Origin of the sequence: Pyrococcus woesei, assembly GCF_050496105.1 — an archaeon.
Lineage (GTDB): Archaea > Methanobacteriota_B > Thermococci > Thermococcales > Thermococcaceae > Pyrococcus > Pyrococcus furiosus.
Window position 1 is genome coordinate 1188029 of the sequence record NZ_CP179867.1, and the last position, 16928, is coordinate 1204956.

The 16928-nt window shown below is 41.0% G+C and carries 18 protein-coding genes and 1 pseudogene; 4 read left to right on the top strand and 15 right to left on the bottom strand.

From position 1 onward, the window contains the following. Nucleotides 1-18: 18 nt before the first annotated feature. Together ACMFNG_RS06530 and fbp are read right to left on the bottom strand one after the other, a co-directional pair. The gene (locus ACMFNG_RS06530; RefSeq protein ID WP_011011734.1) at nt 19-417 is read right to left on the bottom strand and encodes a ParB/RepB/Spo0J family partition protein; all 399 of its coding nucleotides are present in this window, start codon (nt 415-417) and stop codon (nt 19-21) included. Between the two features lie 54 nt (nt 418-471). Next, nucleotides 472-1599, bottom strand: a complete 1128-nt coding sequence (fbp, locus tag ACMFNG_RS06535; protein WP_011011733.1) for a fructose-1,6-bisphosphate aldolase/phosphatase — start codon at nt 1597-1599, stop codon at nt 472-474. Between the two features lie 243 nt (nt 1600-1842). Between fbp and ACMFNG_RS06540 the strand changes: the two genes are divergently transcribed. Beyond that, entirely contained in the window at nt 1843-2634 is a 792-nt protein-coding gene (locus ACMFNG_RS06540; RefSeq protein WP_014835182.1) for an extradiol dioxygenase, read from the top strand. On the opposite strand, the gene ACMFNG_RS06545 is transcribed toward ACMFNG_RS06540, so the two are convergent. Continuing rightward, nucleotides 2624-3772, bottom strand: coding sequence for a DUF763 domain-containing protein (locus ACMFNG_RS06545; protein ID WP_011011731.1), 1149 nt, complete (start codon nt 3770-3772; stop codon nt 2624-2626). The two genes, ACMFNG_RS06540 and ACMFNG_RS06545, sit on opposite strands and share 11 nt — an antisense overlap. Nucleotides 3773-3821: 49 nt before the next feature. On the opposite strand from ACMFNG_RS06545, the gene ACMFNG_RS06550 reads away from it, so the two are divergent. Then, a complete protein-coding gene (locus tag ACMFNG_RS06550; protein ID WP_011011730.1) occupies nt 3822-4115 on the top strand; it encodes a transcriptional regulator in 294 nt (97 codons plus the stop codon). Here the strand turns inward: ACMFNG_RS06550 and ACMFNG_RS06555 are convergent. From ACMFNG_RS06555 to ACMFNG_RS06570, 4 genes are read right to left on the bottom strand one after another with little or no spacing between them, the layout of a single operon-like run. Beyond that, nucleotides 4096-4473 (bottom strand): ribonuclease III family protein, encoded by a 378-nt coding sequence (locus ACMFNG_RS06555; protein ID WP_011011729.1) that lies wholly within the window; start codon nt 4471-4473, stop codon nt 4096-4098. The genes ACMFNG_RS06550 and ACMFNG_RS06555 overlap by 20 nt on opposite strands. Then, nucleotides 4463-5590, bottom strand: coding sequence for an iron-containing alcohol dehydrogenase (locus tag ACMFNG_RS06560; RefSeq protein ID WP_011011728.1), 1128 nt, complete (start codon nt 5588-5590; stop codon nt 4463-4465). Before ACMFNG_RS06560 ends, ACMFNG_RS06555 begins: the two co-directional genes overlap by 11 nt. Nucleotides 5591-5599: 9 nt before the next feature. Continuing rightward, nucleotides 5600-6265 carry a hypothetical protein gene (locus tag ACMFNG_RS06565; protein ID WP_011011727.1) on the bottom strand — a complete coding sequence of 222 codons (666 nt, stop codon included), beginning with the start codon at nt 6263-6265 and terminating at the stop codon, nt 5600-5602. Between the two features lie 25 nt (nt 6266-6290). Next, entirely contained in the window at nt 6291-7493 is a 1203-nt protein-coding gene (locus ACMFNG_RS06570) for an MFS transporter (protein WP_011011726.1), read from the bottom strand. Nucleotides 7494-7536: 43 nt separating this feature from the next. Here ACMFNG_RS06570 and ACMFNG_RS06575 point away from each other — a divergent pair. Further along, nucleotides 7537-8408, top strand: a protein-coding gene (locus ACMFNG_RS06575) for an IS982 family transposase (protein WP_430515116.1) whose coding sequence is annotated in 2 segments (ribosomal slippage) — nt 7537-7962 and nt 7965-8408 — 870 coding nt in all. Because the reading frame shifts where the segments join, the coding sequence is not laid out codon by codon here. On the opposite strand, the gene ACMFNG_RS06580 is transcribed toward ACMFNG_RS06575, so the two are convergent. Genes ACMFNG_RS06580 through ACMFNG_RS06615 form a run of 8 tightly spaced genes read right to left on the bottom strand, consistent with a single transcriptional unit; the run spans nt 8389 to nt 15866 of the window. Then, nucleotides 8389-8778 carry a glycosyltransferase family 4 protein gene (locus ACMFNG_RS06580; RefSeq protein ID WP_011011917.1) on the bottom strand — a complete coding sequence of 130 codons (390 nt, stop codon included), beginning with the start codon at nt 8776-8778 and terminating at the stop codon, nt 8389-8391. The two genes, ACMFNG_RS06575 and ACMFNG_RS06580, sit on opposite strands and share 20 nt — an antisense overlap. Beyond that, complete coding sequence (locus tag ACMFNG_RS06585; protein WP_430515117.1) at nt 8775-9950, bottom strand: glycosyltransferase family 4 protein; 1176 nt, start codon at nt 9948-9950, stop codon at nt 8775-8777. The genes ACMFNG_RS06580 and ACMFNG_RS06585 overlap by 4 nt, the downstream gene beginning before the upstream one ends. Beyond that, nucleotides 9935-11494 (bottom strand): hypothetical protein, encoded by a 1560-nt coding sequence (locus tag ACMFNG_RS06590; protein ID WP_430515118.1) that lies wholly within the window; start codon nt 11492-11494, stop codon nt 9935-9937. The genes ACMFNG_RS06585 and ACMFNG_RS06590 overlap by 16 nt, the downstream gene beginning before the upstream one ends. After that, nucleotides 11440-12612 (bottom strand): glycosyltransferase, encoded by a 1173-nt coding sequence (locus tag ACMFNG_RS06595; protein WP_430515119.1) that lies wholly within the window; start codon nt 12610-12612, stop codon nt 11440-11442. Before ACMFNG_RS06595 ends, ACMFNG_RS06590 begins: the two co-directional genes overlap by 55 nt. Nucleotides 12613-12662: 50 nt before the next feature. Continuing rightward, nucleotides 12663-13700 carry a DUF354 domain-containing protein gene (locus ACMFNG_RS06600; protein WP_430515120.1) on the bottom strand — a complete coding sequence of 346 codons (1038 nt, stop codon included), beginning with the start codon at nt 13698-13700 and terminating at the stop codon, nt 12663-12665. Next, nucleotides 13681-13971, bottom strand: a complete 291-nt coding sequence (locus tag ACMFNG_RS06605; protein ID WP_430515121.1) for a UDP binding domain-containing protein — start codon at nt 13969-13971, stop codon at nt 13681-13683. Before ACMFNG_RS06605 ends, ACMFNG_RS06600 begins: the two co-directional genes overlap by 20 nt. A 19-nt stretch (nt 13972-13990) precedes the next feature. Continuing rightward, complete coding sequence (locus ACMFNG_RS06610; RefSeq protein ID WP_430515122.1) at nt 13991-14938, bottom strand: nucleotide sugar dehydrogenase; 948 nt, start codon at nt 14936-14938, stop codon at nt 13991-13993. Nucleotides 14939-14975: 37 nt separating this feature from the next. Beyond that, a complete protein-coding gene (locus ACMFNG_RS06615; protein ID WP_430515123.1) occupies nt 14976-15866 on the bottom strand; it encodes a glycosyltransferase family 2 protein in 891 nt (296 codons plus the stop codon). Between the two features lie 180 nt (nt 15867-16046). On the opposite strand from ACMFNG_RS06615, the pseudogene ACMFNG_RS06620 reads away from it, so the two are divergent. Beyond that, nucleotides 16047-16913: pseudogene (locus ACMFNG_RS06620) on the top strand (IS982 family transposase). The last annotated feature ends 15 nt before the right edge of the window (nt 16914-16928 follow it).

Below are 16928 nucleotides of genomic sequence, written 5' to 3' on the forward strand. Positions count from 1 at the left end.
CTTTTAAAACTGCATTGTTCAATCTCTGACTATTTTTACATCATCTATTGTCTTCAGCCCAACCTTTCTCACTGATTCTTCGATTTTAGTTTGGATTTCTTTTAGAGGCTTAAGGACTATCGCCTCAATGTTGGAAAAACCCAGCTTTTTTCTGGCATATGCTCTGTGATGGCCGTCTAATATGTAAAATTTCCCTTTATACTCTAAAACTATGATGGGCGCATCATATCCGTGGGCCATTTCTTCTAGAACTATAAGTAGTTTCTTTTCGCTAAGTTCCCACTGAGTGGGAATCAAAACATCAATGGGGAGGAATGTATGTTCTAGTTCAAAAGGTACTCCATAAATGATCTCGTTTTCCCTCTTTATCTTCTCTGCTCTTTTAAAAGCTTCTTCTCTTGTTATGAGCTTAATCACACTATCCCTCAAGAAAATGGAGAACAATACTATAAAAATATAGGAGAAAAGAGATCACTCTATAGGTTCAAATCTGTCCTTTAACTTCTCTAGGACTCCTGGGAGAGTTGTGTATTCCATCTCCTCCAGTGGTAGTCTGTGAGGCTCAAATGGTCCATGCCTCCTCATGTAATCAGTTATCTCCAAGGCCTTTTGTCTTGCCCAGTCGAATGCTGGGTCATCAAACAAGTCAACTGGACCAATGAGCTTTCCTTCTGGGCTTATCTGCCATCCTAAAGCTACAGCCCTTGGTGGTCCGTCGAATCTTGTTGGTGTTGCATATTTAAGTGGAACTGGCATTAGTGGACCATTGTGGCTACCTCTCATCCACCCGCTGACCAAGTGTGGGAATGCAAATGGTTCTAGAACTTCTCCCAGGGCTGGAAGACCACTTTGTGCTCTTACTATGGCCACTGGATCATCCTTTCCTACATACTCTCCTGCCACTTCGTAGAGCTTTTCAGTTGATACAACAGCAACGGGTTCATCTTTTGGAATTGGGTGCCCTTCCTTCGGATACACCCTCTTAATGACGTACCTACTCTTTGCTCCTATTAGGGCTAGAATATCGTACATTTCCTCTGGAGAGTTCATGATAACTCTCTTGTGCTCGAGAATGTCCCATATCTCGAACCTGAATCCCATGTGCATCTTTGGATCTATTACGAGCCCCGCTGTGTTGAAGGGATCGGCAAACATTCTAAATATTGGGAGATTGAATGCTCCTGGTTCAGTCTTATCTAAGTGGAATGTAACTATTGGTTCGCTCTTTCTTAGTGTTATTTCCATCTCTGCAACGCTTGGACCTAGACCTCTAACATTACCACTAAATGCATCCTTTAGAAGGTCCTGTCCAGCTCCATATAGGCCTAGTTCCTTCGCCACTTCTGTGGCCTTTTTGAATGCTTCCCAAGCGAGCCCGTGGATCTCTGGGCTGTCAACTCCCTTCTTGTGAGTCATTATAAGCTGGAGGTCATCTCCAGCGTAGGTTACATAGAAGTCTATGAGGGTTCCTTCTTTTTGAGCTTCGCTTAGTACTTCTTTTGCCCTCTCTATAAGTGCTGGGTGAACTCTTGAATGGCCAGGCCACCCTCCGACGTCTGCTTTTATCACGCTTATTGTTATCTTCTCTCCTACTGCCATTTTTTCACCTCCAGAATTTTACAAACTTATGTTAACATTTTTCCTAATAAACTTTACTTTGATAAACATTTATCACCCAGAATGATGAAGAAAATTTTCTATAAAACTTTTATCTTTGTGAGATTATATTGTCGTATTTGTAAATTAAATCTCAGTTAAATATTAAACAAATCCGAAATATTTTGGAGAAATGTTAAGGAAAACGTTAATAGTAACGCTAAGAAAGATATCTTGGTGAGGAATATGCTCAGATATATGGCCATAATGCCCCATGGAAATGAGGCTGTTTATCCTATAGATGAGGACAGCAAAATTTTGAATGCTAACTTGAAGAAAATTGGGGAAGAGCTGAAGGATGTGGAAAGTTACGTCCTCATAACACCGCACAACGTAAGAAGTAGTGAGGCTATAGCAATTGTCATTGCAGAGAACTTAATCCCTTGGCTACTTTTTAACGATGTTCCAATACCGGTAGAGAGCGAATACAAGACAGATGTTGAATTGGCTAGGGAGATATACCTAAGTTCAAAAGATAAGTTCCCAGTTGTTGACGTTAATTTCGCTTCAGCCAGAGGGAGGTACTCAAGGTTTCCCCTTACTTGGGGAGAAATGATTCCCCTCCACTTTCTCAGAAAAAAGCCTTTAGTTTTAATTTCTCCTCCCAGGGAAGTTAAGAGAGAGGTTCTAGTTGAATTCGGAAAGCATTTAGGTAGAGTACTTGAGGGAAGTGAGAAGGAAGTTGCCTTGATAGTTAGTGCTGACCATGGACATGCGCACGATCCAAAGGGTCCCTATGGCTACGCTAAGGAATCTAAAGAATATGATAGTCTAATATACAGATTGATGCAGAATATGGACTTCTCGAGACTTTTAGAGCTTGAAAATGACTTCATAGAGAAAGCAAAGCCAGATAGCTACTGGTCTCTTTTAATAGCTCATGGTGTGATGCAAGAAGTCAAGTTTTCAAAAGTAGTGCACATCTCCTACGCCTGCCCCACCTACTACGGAATGCTCTCAGCATTGTTCAAAAGGTAGGGATCTTTTCCTCTTCTGGAAACTTCCACTTTTCGCTTATCTTCTTAACCCTCTTTAATATTTCTCTGTTTCCAGTCTCAGTCAACCTTTCCAGAAATCTTATGAGCTCGTCATATGTTCCCTTCTCAATCCTGAAGGGAACCCTATCCTTTCCCCCCACGGCATATGCAAACTTAAATGGATCAATTGGATGAGTTACTGGATCCCTCCAGCTTGGTTTTACATCATATATGAGCTCTCCCACTAATGCCAAAGCTCTTAGAGTCCCAGGCCCGAGACCTTTTATTAGTAGAAATTCTTTGTAATTCTCGATTGCCAATTCCTTGGCAAACTCCAGAGCCTTTAAGTTAAGCTCTATCTTTCCCAAGCTTTCATACCTTTTTACAACCTCTCTCACATCCACATCTCTTGGCTTGTAAAATACAGCATAACCCTTCGAGAGGGCTTTTATAGTTTCCAAATCCCTAACTACCCTCCTCCCCTCCTGGGCAATTTCAATTATTGCTTTTTGTACTTCTTTGGAGTCCTTATCAACTGTATTTAAGGCGAATTCCCTCTTAACTCCTGCAACTCCTTTGTGAGGGTTTAAAAGTTCCTCTACATCGGGCTTTTCATTAAACCAGTGATATCTCCTCGCAAGCCTTAGCTCCGTGTTCATCCCCTGCTGAACAACGGCCCAATTTCCTTCTTCATCTAAGAAGAATGCATGGTGATAGAGCTGATATCCAGTTTGGAGGGCCACCGAATCAACTTTCGCAACTAACCTCGAGGTTTTTACATAAGGTTCGGGATCAAGTTCAAATTTAGAGGCTATCTTTTCCAATTCGTTTGGGGTATTTCTGCTGCTCTTTCCCTTCCCTCCAGCCACCATAACGCCCAAGTCTAACTCGGCAAGAGCCTCCTTTATTATTCCAGTCGTCACAGTTGTGCTTCCTGAAGAATCCCAGTCCATGCCTATAAGATTATTAAAGGCTTGGAACCAAACGGGATCAGCTAACCTTTCAAGTAGACCCTTGGTTCCATATTCCTCGACGAGTATTTTTAGCACTAACTTCGAGAGCTTCCTCATTCTATTGGCCAACCAAGGTGGAACCTTTCCTGTATGGAGTGGGAGCTCTGCAACGCCACTTCTCATCATATTACCTTATTCCCAAACGTTTAAAATTGTTTGGAGATAAAGTGTGCACATGGCTACAAGGAGAGAAAAGATAATTGAGTTGCTGTTGGAGGGGGATTACAGTCCAAGTGAGCTAGCGAGGATTTTAGATATGAGGGGAAAGGGGTCAAAGAAGGTCATCTTGGAAGATCTAAAGGTAATTTCAAAGATCGCCAAAAGGGAAGGAATGGTGTTGCTTATTAAACCTGCCCAATGTCGCAAGTGTGGCTTTGTATTTAAGGCCGAGATAAACATCCCCAGCAGGTGTCCTAAGTGTAAGAGTGAGTGGATAGAAGAGCCCAGGTTCAAACTTGAGAGGAAGTGAGTCTCTCGCTTATAATCACCAAAAGGGGAGCTAGGGCCCTTCCTATTGCTTCCTTCTTCTTAGAAAAGTCAAGGACTTCTGGAGTTAGATTTTTCTTGATTATTTCAACTGCTTCTCTCTCCGAGATTAACCCCATTAGCCAGGCCTTGGCTATTAATGCTTCAGCATAATCTCCCTTTGCGTGCTTATCTACTCTCCTAAGATTCTTTGACAATCCAGTTAGGTCTAGAGCTATCGCTAGAGATGCATTTGGAACTCTATCTCCAGTGGGCTTTCCCAGGAATTCAGTTAGTGCTAAAGAGTAAAGAAAGTTTATCAGCGAATCTCCGAACTTTGCAAGTCCTTTGTCAATCTCCATAGAAGGCCCTCTCATAAATTCTTCTAATGTCCTCTTTTCTCGGCTCAACTGGGTTGAAGTTAACGAGGGGATCTTCATAGGCTCTCTCTACCATTTCATCAAGCTTCGCTAAGAACTCCTCCTCGCTGACGTAACTTGAGATGGGTCCTATTCCAAGCCTTTCGTTCAGAGCTTTTATCTCTTCAAGGAGCTCTTCAGCATTGTCAAATCCCAATTCCCTCGCCAATGCATCATATTTCTCTCTCCTGCGTGCCATGTTATACTCCATCACATAGGGAAGTAGAATGGCATTTACGAGACCATGCGGTCCTATCCATGCGGCCTTATGACTCATCGCATGAACGAGTCCAAGCCTTGCGTTTAAGAAAGCTATGCCAGCCATTGTAGCTGCATAGTGGATTTTCTCTCTGGCATTTTTGTCTCCTCTAATGCTCTCCTCTAAATGCTCCAACACAGCTTTTGCCGCTTTAACTGCCATTGCATCTGTAAAGGGTGAGGAAGCCTTTGAAACATAAGCCTCTATCGCATGAACTAAAACATCCATTCCAGAATTCCTGGCAACTTCTGGGGGCATTCCTTCGGGTAATCTAGGGTCAAGTATAGCCACTTCAGGAGCTATCTCGGGAGTTACAATCGTGTACTTAACGTCCCCTACCTTAATCACGCTCGCTGCTGAAACCTCACTTCCAGCACCGCTCGTTGAGGGAATAGCTATAAGGGGAGTTTTCAGCTTTGGAACGGGTCTCGGCTTCGAAAATCTACTCTTGATTGCAACTTCCTCAAATGAAATTCCTGGGACATCGTAAAATACCTTTAGAGCTTTGGCCATATCGATAACACTTCCTCCACCAATTGCAATGAGGATCTCTGGAGAAAACTCCCTAACTTTTGGGAGGAACTCGTCGACAACGTCTTTCGTGGGCTCAGGAGGAAGGCCTGCTATTGAAATTACCTCAACTCCACCTTCCCTTAGATAGTCTTCAGCTTCCTTCAGAAACCCTAACCTTTTCATAGAGCTTGACGCTAAGATTAAAGCCCTCTCGAACCCAATAGCTTCCTTTTGAAGATACTCCAAACTTCCCCTTCCCTCGATAATCTTAGTCTTTAGGAAAAACATAACCATCCCCTAGCTCTCAAATACTTCCTTAATGAAGTCCTGAGTTTCTTCAACGAACTCTTCTAGAGGAACCTCTTTGCCAAATTTGTTGTAGACCTTCTTGTCCTCAAAGCTGAGCTCCAAAACTTCATATTTCTCTTCACTCCACTCTTTTACGTCTTCTCCATGAGTCTTCATATGCCTTACCAAGTTCTCAATGTCGACATACTTTCCGCAGTGTTCACATTTGTAGAACTGCCAGAATATGTAGTCCTTTCCATTGACCATTCCAGACTTTATATGCTCTATCAACCTTCCCCCTAAGTACTCGTAGATGTCCTCCTGCTCTAAAGCTCCATCTCTCTCAACAACCTTAAAGCCCGCCCACACTATGTGGTCAGAGATGTCTTGGATCGTAGATCTTAGAAATTTCAATGCCAGGACAAAGGCTCCATTGTTAACGTAGAATGTCTCCTTCCCAGGGACTACAATTACCATAAGGTTGCCAGGCTCCTTTTTCTGGGCAATTTTGTCTGCAGCTTCTTTACTTTCGGCAATTCTTATCTCCAGCCTTAATCCGCTCTTCTTGTGTATTCCGTGAATTAAATTATCGCTAATATGCCAGTGGAAGTCATCTATTGTCCTCACTTTTCCATATACCTTCTTGATTTTTTCATTCAGCTCCTCGAACTTCATGCTCACCACCGAGAGGTTTTTGGAATTATGAGCTAATAAAAGTTCTCCTATCTGTAATGATCATTAGAACCAAGGCCGTCATGTTCATTATCGTTGCATAGATGAACGCGTACTCAAGGGAATACTTCTGCCATAGCAAGCCTGAGATAACTGAAGCTGGAAAGACGAGGATTCCAAATACTGTGTGGTAAGCCCCAATTACCGTCCCTTTTTCGAATTCCTTTGCCAGATCGGCCATGTAAGCTCTTGGGATTGTATCCTCTATTGCTATGTACACTCCATAAAGAATGAATGCTAAGCCTAAGGTGATAATATCTTTTGCAAAGGCAAATGTCAGCGAAGCTAAAGCTGCTATTCCAAATCCCAGCGTTATCAGTTTTCTCTTCCCAATCTTGTCGGAATAAATTCCCAGTGGATAAGAGGAGAAGGCATAGATTAGGTTGAAGAGCGCATAAAAGCTGAGCCCTTGAACAACACTTAGGCCCAGTTCTTCAGCTTTCCAAAGGGTGAATGCATAGCTGTACCTCCCCAACGCCCCGATGGCCACAACTAAGAGGAAGAGTTGAAGTTCTTTAGATCTTAGAGTAGATATGCCTTTTATGACTTTCTTTACCTCTCTCCCCTTGTCTTTCACGAACAATAAAACGAGAAACACTCCAACAAGTCCAGGAAGAGCTGAGAGGAGGAAGATTGCCCTGTAAGCTTTAACTACTGGAAGGTTTGAGAGTAGCACGAGGAGAGCTATTGAGACAAGGGGCCCAGCCACGGCTCCTAAAGTATCCATCATTCTGTGGAACCCAAAAGACTTTCCAGTCCTCCCCTCTTCGGAGGATTCGGCAATTAGTGCATCCCTTGGAGCAGTTCTTATTCCTTTGCCCACCCTATCGAGAATTCTAAGGCCAACAAACTCCCACCAATTGTTTATAAACGCTAACCCTCCTTTGGAGGCGGCTGAGAGTGTATATCCAAGGGCTACGAAGACCTTTCTTCTCCTGAACTTGTCGCTTATGTAGCCAAAGAGAACCTTAAACAAGGAACTCAAACTTTCAATCAAGCCCATAATGGATCCGCTTAGAGCCTTTCCTATGTGAAGAACGTCTGTAAGGTATGTTGGAACTATCGGGGCTATCATCTCGCTACTCATATCATTTAGAAAGCTTACAAGCCCTAGAAGAAAGACGTTCCAACTTATTCCAGCTATTTTTCTTTCCTTCACCCTAGTTCCCATTAGATCGTTAGAGTTATAAGCACTTAAGTCTTTTGGTTGATTGGTGGTTGTATTGAGCTTTCAAAGGAAAATCCTGATCATAAAATCCGAAATCTATCCGATAATCAGCAAACACTACCCGAAAAACACTCGCAGGGAAATAATCAGCCTCTACGACCTGATAACCTTCGCAATACTAGCACACTTGCACTTTAACGGAGTTTACAAGCACGCTTACAGAGTCCTAATCGAAGAAATGAAGCTGTTCCCCAAAATCAGGTACAACAAACTAACAGAACGCTTGAACAGGCACGAAAAACTCCTGCTCCTAGCGCAGGAAGAATTATTCAAAAAACACGCCAGAGAATACGTTAGAATACTGGACTCAAAGCCCATTCAGACCAAGGAGTTGGCCAGAAAAAACAGGAAGGATAAGGAGGGTTCTTCAGAAGTCATCTCTGAAAAGCCCGCAGTTGGGTTTGTTCCCTCTAAAAAAAGTTTTACTATGGGTACAAGCTGACCTGTTACTCTGATGGAAATTTGCTGGCTTTACTGTCTGTTGATCCGGCGAATAAGCATGATGTGAGTGTTGTCCGGGAAAAGTTCTGGGTGATTGTTGAGGAGTTTTCTGGCTGTTTTCTGTTTTTGGATAAGGGGTATGTTAGCAGGGGGCTCGAGGAGGAATTTCTGAGGTTTGGCGTTGTTTACACGCCAGTAAAGCGGGGGAATCAGATTAGTAATCTGGAGGAGAAGAAGTTTTACAAGTACTTGTCTGACTTTCGCAGGAGGATTGAGACTTTGTTTTCGAAGTTTTCTGAGTTTCTTCTGAGGCCGAGCAGGAGTGTTAGTTTGAGGGGGTTGGTTGTCAGGATTTTAGGGGCGATTCTGGCCGTGAATCTGGACAGATTATACAACTTCACAGGTGGTGGGAACTAGGGTTTCTAGCAATCTTCTGTTTTACACTTTTTGGTGGGTCACAGTGGGTATGATAAAGATGAATTATCTTCGCTTTTGGATGAAGCATTTTGTAAATCATCGTTGGAATTACCGTAAACCAGCCTCCTTGCGATAAAACAAATTTTGGTTTTAATTTATTGAGTCGCCTAGTAGCTTTAATGACGTAGAATACCTGATTTTTAGACAGTTTTTCTTCTACTTCTGTTGGCTCTCCTTTTCGAATTAGCAAAAATAAACGGATACCTCTCTTTTGGAGGGCTTTGACAAGGTTTTGAGTGTAGACTTTTACTCCTCCTCCATCGGAATTGAGGCCATAACTAGATAGTATTGCTAAATCCAATATAATCACCTCTTAGTATTTTTATCTTGTTCTATTGCAGAAAAATACATTTCCAAAAGTTTTCTTGCTATCACTTCATCTTTCCATCTTTCTTCAGCTACCTTTTTACCTTCTCTTCCCATCTTCGATCTTAAATGTTTATCTGAAAGTAGCGTTACAAGCTTTTCAGCTATATCTTTGGGATTATTTGGATCAACTAAGAATCCAGTTTCACCATCTTCAATCATGTAAGGAATCCCTCCAACTCTTGAAGCAATTACAGGAGTTCCAGTTGCCATTGCTTCTGCAATTACCATTCCAAAGGTTTCTTCAAATGAAGTTAAAGCAACAATTGAAGCTTTAGAATAAAGTTCTAACATTTTTTCATAAGATACCTTACCCGTGAATTCAACATTTAGATTGCTTTTCTCTGCAAGCTTCCTTAATTCCATTTCATAACTTTTATCTCCCGAAGCAGTAAAAATTATTTTATAATCCCTCAATTCTTCCTTAATTGTAGATGCAGCTCTGAGAAAACCCAATTGGTTCTTACGTGGTATTAAAGTAGCAGGATACAAAATCACCGGTTCTTCTCTCTTTTCAACATTGAAAAACTCCTCTGAAACAGGATTTTCAATAACTACCGCTTTTGACGTATCAAAACCTTTTGATTTTAGCTCTTCCAAAACATAAGGAGATATTGCTACGAATTTTGTAAACTTTTTATGGTACGCTCTTAGCCTTTTTTCATAAAGATAATACCATAATTTTGCATATAAACTCTTTGTAAACATCTTTTCTTTCCAAACTATACCGTGAAGAGTAAAAATAGTAGGAATCTTTTTCAAAATCCATGGAAATATCTCATACAAGTCATGCGAGTGCACGAGGTCTGGCTTTTCAAGTTTTCTTGATGCAAATAAGGCCTGAATCTCTCCTGTAAATGTTACAGGTGGAAGCCTTTTTGTTCCGATGATTTTTATGTTGTCCGTTAATTTTTTGCTTTTGATTTTATCATTGATAGAAAGAAAGGTGATTTCAATATCTTCTCTTTCCAACTCTTTATTTATCTTTATGAACCCTTTAAGTGTGTTATAAGCTACTGTTGACGGGCCCCCATATGGCTTAGATACTTTTGGTGCTACGGTAAGGATTTTCATTCTCTCATCCCTCCTCTTTATTTTTGCTAAGTAGTAATCCAAATTTTTTGTGAAGAGTAAACTACATTTAATCTATTTTTCAAAACTACCAATGGTTCCAATGGCTTATATTTGTTCCATGCTTGAAGAGATTCAAACATTAAGTTTTTTCTATATAATTCGTAATTATAAACAAAAATTATGTCTCCTCTCCTCTCATAGTTTCCTGTATATAGTTTTTGGTAATAATAATTTCCTATAGACACAAAATGGAGTTCAGACTTGTGATAGAGACTATTTTTACCATACCAAATGGTCATATATCCCAACGTGTTTGCATCGGAGATTATGGTTATTTCGGCTTTATGTTCTGTTAACCATTGGATTGGTGGGGAGAAAGTTATGAAATCTTGATTAAATTCAGGGGAAGATCGTATACCTTTATACTGGCCATAAATTCCTGTTATTGTCAACAAAACCACAAAGAAAATCATAATTAATGCGAAGCTCTTTCTATTGACCATTTTTTTTGTCAAAATGTTTAAAGAGTAAGGAATTAAAAATACCAATATTGGTGCAGGGCCAAAAGTGTAGGTTGCAAGATAGTACAGAAACATAAAAGCACCTGAACCAACAATTAACGGCAAACCAAGCATTTCTTCTCTCTTGTTTAGTTTAAGGGCTTTAAATGAAGTTGATAAAGTTATAATAAAGGTTGCAAGATATAAAACATATCTAAGAGCATCAAAAATCGGATCGAATCTCGCATATAGAGGGTCATAATAAAGATACTCCGGAGGTACAAAGGCGCCTTTCGAAAACAAACCTTCTAACAATCTTTTAAGATAAAAATACTCTCTAAAGGAGGAGAGCAAGTTTTGAGATCCATACAATTTTCTACCCCATACCCATACAAAAGTCGAGAGTAATGTCACCAAAACAATCCTAGTTGGGATATATTGATTGACTTTACCGGCTTGATTTTTAAATATGATTTTGATAACTAAAATAAAGCCAGAAATAGACAGCAATATTACAAAAAATAACATGTGACTAGAATGCCAATATAAAGTGAGAGTTGAAAAAGAAATCAAAGCTAACACAAAAAATTCTCTCCCAACTTTAAAAAACGAATATAGAACAACCATACCAAGGATTAACACGATCCCTGGCCAACCTAAAATCATTGAAAGAAACCCTGATAGGAATATTTTGTAATCACGAACTCCAATAAAAGTAAAAAACAAGTAATACGAACAAAAAACAAGTAGCGGTTGCATAACGTATATTGCTTGATGGAGCAAGAGAATATCTCCTAAAACCTCAAGTGTCACTTTATTCAAGAGATACATCGATAAAACTGTTTTTGAAGCATGTGGTAAGATAGCAATATCACTATTAAGACCAAAGTCTGGAAGATATAGGTTATAGTAATGCGCTGGTCCATAGAAATTTCCCGGAGATGTTGGAAGTGTTAATATTCTGAAAATTATAGCAGATAGCAAGAAAAATATACCAATTTTATTTTTTACAGCTATGTTATCTGAGCCCTTCATTTCAACACTCTCCTGTAAACTTCCAACGTTCTTTTTGCAATATTCTCCCATGTGAACTGCTCAGCATACTTTCTTATCTTTTCTCTATCCCATTCTTTTTCCAAGGCAATTAAAATTTTCTCTGCCAAATCTTTTGGATTTGCTGGCTCACAAAGTAACCCATAATCTTCAGAAATTATTATCTCTGGCACACCACCAACCCTAGTCCCAACAAAAGGTAAACCAACACCCAAAGCTTCAAACATAACCGTAGGATTCCCCTCACTCAAACTCGGCAAAACAAACAAATCAGCAGCATTCATCCAATAGCCAAGCTCTTCATCAGAAACGAAGCCGAGAAGTTTAACGTGCTCTTGGAGCCCCAGACCTTTTATTTGCTTTTCAAGTTCTCCTTTTAATGGGCCGCTGCCACCGATGAAGCTTAAAACATCGTTTCTAACCTTCACTACTTCTTTCATTGCACTTATTAAATATTGGAAACCTTTTCTTTCAATCAAGTTTCCTAGACTAAAAATTATTTTTTTATCTTCAGGTAAATCAAGGACTCCTCTGGCTTTATTTTTATTCATAACTGGAAACTTATTGGGATTGAAACCATTAGGTATTGAATAAACCTTTTGGTTAAACTCGCTAAGAATTGGAACATCAATTTGATTGACTCTTATAATAGCATCAGCGTTTTTCCAAGTCCAATAAATTCTATCATTTTTTGAGTTATATTCTCTCAAAAACCAGTCTCTGTTCTCGTGAATTGTAATTACAGCTGGAACACTGAATTCTTTAGCAAGCTTAACTCCAACATATCCACTCGGCCAAGTGAAATGAGCGTGAATTAAATCAAACTCAATTTTCTCTTTTTTGATATGGTCTCTAAACTTCTCGAAAAGTTTGTCTCCCAAGCCCCAGTTTCTACCATCTGGAATGAAATAAAGCGTAGATATAATGTCAATATCTACGTTCTCTGGCTTGTTTTTTAAATCAACCAAATTTCTTTTTGAGAATTTTTCAACATGCCTGAAGTATGGAAGCGGTAGGTAAGGTGCTACTTCGGACAAATAATTGTGATGAACGAAGACGGTTATGTTATCGACATCTCTGGCTATGACTTCTGTTAGATCTTTTACAAAGAATTTATAAAATGGAGCAATCGCAAGGACTTTCAACACCATTTAACTTCCCTCCACCCTTTATCTATCTGATGTTATCAATTGGAATAGACTCAACCCTCTACCATCGCTTTTATCATTTGAACCACTTGTCTCTTAACTTTCTTCGCTTTTTCGAGCTCTCCTTTCCGCCTTTTCCCCCAGTTATCGATAACATATTCGAGGATCTCTCCCGGGTCTCTTGAATGGAGTACCTTCCCTCTCTCAACTAAGTCCCTGTCTACACTGAGCAATCTCGCTCCGGGGAAAAATGAGACTGCGGGCACCCCCATGACAGCGGCTTCCCTCGCCATCGTTCCAGAGCCGGTGAGGGTAGCCTTCGAGTGGTATATAAGCTCCAGTCCATTGAGTGCCATGGGAGGAATGAACACGTTGTCGAAGCCGTTTGCTAACGCTCTCTCTTCTCCGTTTCTTGGAAGGTAGACGACATTTATGCCCTCCTTGCTAAAAAGCCTTAGGAGTTCCGGCACCAGAGATCTCTCGTGCAGGACGTACAGAGACGTTAATGATTCCGGCCTCAAAACAATGTACTCCTCAAAGGGAATTCCACTATCATCAACAAAGCTGGGGCGAGGATTGAAGTCTGCAGTGTATATATGCTCCTTATACCCTGGATAAGTGGTAACCTTATCTCCGAAATGACTCCTGAAGGTATCTTCTGCAACTTCGGGGACAAGAACAACGTCCGCCAACTTCTTTAGCGTCGACTCAATCCTTTGAAAGAGGGGCCTTTTTCCAATGAACTTGAGCTCGTTGTCGAGCATGAGGGCTATTTTTGTGCCTTTGAGCTTTCCTGCTGGAAGAGGCATGGCGTTCTCGAAGCTTAAGAGCAACCGCGCTTTCGGGGCCTTGTAGAGTAGTCTAACCGTTCTCCAAGCAAAAGAAAAAGACTTTGCAACAGGGTTGTATTGGTCAGATCCAAAAACTTCACCATCAAGCCCATACATTTTGATTAACTGGGCGGTTTCACCACGATTGAACCCAGTAACATATATGGAGTACTCTCCAAACTCTCTGATTATTGTGGCAATTACATGGACCTGAGGAGTGTTGGCAACATCAGCCCATATGTCATATATTATTTTTCCCATCTCCGAGCACCCTAACTCTAAATCCTGCCTTCTTCCATTTTTCGTGATCGAGTATGTTCCTAGCATCAAACACGCACCTATTCCTCATGAACTTTCCGATTTCATTTGGGTCAAGGAACTTGAAGACATCGTGGTCAGTCATCACGACTATGCAATCACTATTCTTTACTGCATCTTCCAGACTTAATATTGGATATTCAAAGTCTTTCACGATTGGGTCATAGACTTTGATATTAAACCCTTCGTTCTCTGCTAATTTAATGAATCTCAAAGCTGGCGTTTCTCTGGCGTCATCGACGTTCCCCCTTATATGCTACACCAAAGACCGTAATGGTGGGGTTCTTGATGCCGTTTAACATCTCTCTAACCTTACGGAGAGTATAGTTGGGCATAGTGTCATTTACGTGTCTTGCAAGCGCTATTATTTTACCGTATGATGAGTCTTGAATAACGAACCATGGGTCAATAGCTATGCAGTGCCCGCCCACACCAGGCCCAGGCTTGTGGAAGTTTACCCTTGGGTGCTTGTTTGCCAATTCTATGGCTTCCCAGATGTTGATGCCGTACTCCTCGGCGATCTTAGCAAGTTCGTTGGCAAGTGCTATATTTACGTCACGGTAAGTGTTCTCGATGAGCTTTACGAATTCTGCAGTAGTGGCATCCGTTAGGTATATCTCACCCTTAACGAAGGAAGAATATAGTTCCTTGGCACGTTGTGCTGACTCGGGGGTTATGCCCCCTATGATCCTGTCGTTATGAACCATTTCGTGGATTGTTTTTCCGGGGATCGCACGTTCGGGGCAGTGAACGAGATAAAAGTCTATCCCTGCTTTTAGTCCACTCTTCTCAAGTATCGGAATTAGGAGCCGTTCGGTTGTCTTGGGTGGAACCGTTGACTCCAGAATCACTAAATTATCCTTTCTTAGATGTGACCATATCATTTCCGCCGCTGATTTAACGTATTTCAGGTCAGCCGCTTTTGTGTGAAAGTCGAGGGGAGTGGGAACTGCTATTAAAAAGACGTCTGACTCCTCGACTTCAGTACTCACTCTAAAATTGTTCTTGGCCTTTTCAAAGAGCTCTTCAAGACCCGGTTCCTGAAACGGGAGTTTTCCCGAGTTTAGTAGCTCAACTTTTCTTTTGTCAATATCCACTCCAACGACTTCATGCCCACTGGCCGCAAACAGGAGCGCAGTCGGCAAGCCTATGTATCCGAGACCAAGGACTGAGATCTTCATTTTATTTCCCCCTTTCACATTTTTAACTCCTTTTTAATCACTCCCTCACCATCTTTGCCAACACGTTTAGCATCAACCCAGCAATGAACAACTGAATCCCAATAATCACAAAAATCCCCGCGCCTATAGCTTGAGTTAAATAAACATTTTCTCCCCTGTAATACGGCTCCAAAGCTAAATACCCTAAAATTCCGGCAACAATAAACGATATCATGCTCAAGCTTCCAAACAACAGTAAAGGTCTCTTATAGCCTATAAAGCTCAAAATGCTTGCTAAAACACTAAGGCCGTGAGAAACAGGGTTTTTCTTGTGTTTCTTTGGCACATCATAGCGAACACTTATTGGAACCTCCTTAATTTTGAGTCCTTCTTCTCGGGCCTTCACTATCATATCAGTCTCCACCGAGTAATCGATGCTATTTAAATTTAGCTTCTCCAAAGCTTTTCTGTTTATAGCTCTGAAACCGCTTTGAGAATCTACGTCAACACCTGCTACAACTTTAGTGCCCTTATTCAACACCCACAATCCAAACCTTCTATAAACTGGAATTTTCTTTTTACTCTCGTTTAAGTACCTCGAACCTATAACTAAGTCTGCCTCGCCTTTAATTGTAGGCTCGAGGAGAAGGGGTATTTCATCAGGGTTGTGCTGGCCGTCGGCATCTAAAGTTACTACAAAATCGTATCCCCTGCTAAGGGCATATTCAAAACCCGTCTTAAGAGCCTGCCCCTTGCCCACGTTTCTCTCGTGTCGTATTACAATAGCCCCCACTTCCTTAGCTATTTCAGAAGTTCTATCAAAAGAACCATCATCAACTACCAGAACATCACCATACTTTTTAGCTAAAGCTACAACCGAACCAATAGTTAGTTCCTCATTGTATGCGGGAATCACTATTAGGGTTCTGTTATCCATTGGGATCCCCATTTTCGTTTTTCTTTGGGAGTAGTATCATAAACTCTGAGGGATCAAACTTTTTTATTTTATTCATCTTCCAATATGTAATCAAATCTCGTAATTTATTAACATTTCGGCAAATATTTTTTCTTCACCCTAGTTCCCATTAGATCGTTAGAGTTATAAGCACTTAAGTTTTTTGATTGGTTGGTGGTTGTTATGAACTTTCAGCAGGAAATCCTGATCATAAAATCCGAAATCTATCCGATAGTCAGCAAACACTACCCGAAAAACACTCGCAGGGAAGTAATCAGCCTCTACGACCTGATAACCTTCGCAATACTAGCCCACCTGCACTTCGGAGGAGTTTACAAGCACGCTTACAGAGTCCTAATCGAAGAAATGAAGCTGTTCCCCAAAATCAGGTACAACAAACTAACAGAACGCTTGAACAGGCACGAAAAACTCCTGCTCCTAGCGCAGGAAGAATTATTCAAAAAACACGCCAGAGAATACGTTAGAATACTGGACTCAAAACCCATTCAGACCAAGGAGTTGGCCAGAAAAAACAGGAAGGAGAAGAAGGGTTCTTCAGAAATCATCTCTGAAAAGCCCGCAGTTGGGTTTGTTCCCTCTAAAAAAAGTTTTACTATGGGTACAAGCTGACCTGTTACTCTGATGGGAACCTGTTGGCTTTGCTGTCCGTTGATCCGGCGAATAAGCATGATGTGAGTGTTGTCCGGGAAAAGTTCTGGGTGATTGTTGAGGAGTTTTCTGGCTGTTTTCTGTTTTTGGATAAGGGGTATGTTAGCAGGGGGCTCGAGGAGGAATTTCTGAGGTTTGGCGTTGTTTACACGCCAGTAAAGCGGGGGAATCAGATTAGTAATCTGGAGGAGAAGAAGTTTTACAAGTACTTGTCTGACTTTCGCAGGAGGATTGAGATTTTTTAGGTTTTCTGAGTTTCTTCTGAGGCCGAGCAGGAGTGTTAGTTTGAGGGGGTTGGTTGTCAGGATTTTAGGGGCGATTCTGGCCGTGAATCTGGACAGATTATACAACTTCACAGATGGTGGGAACTAGGGTTTTAATTTATAC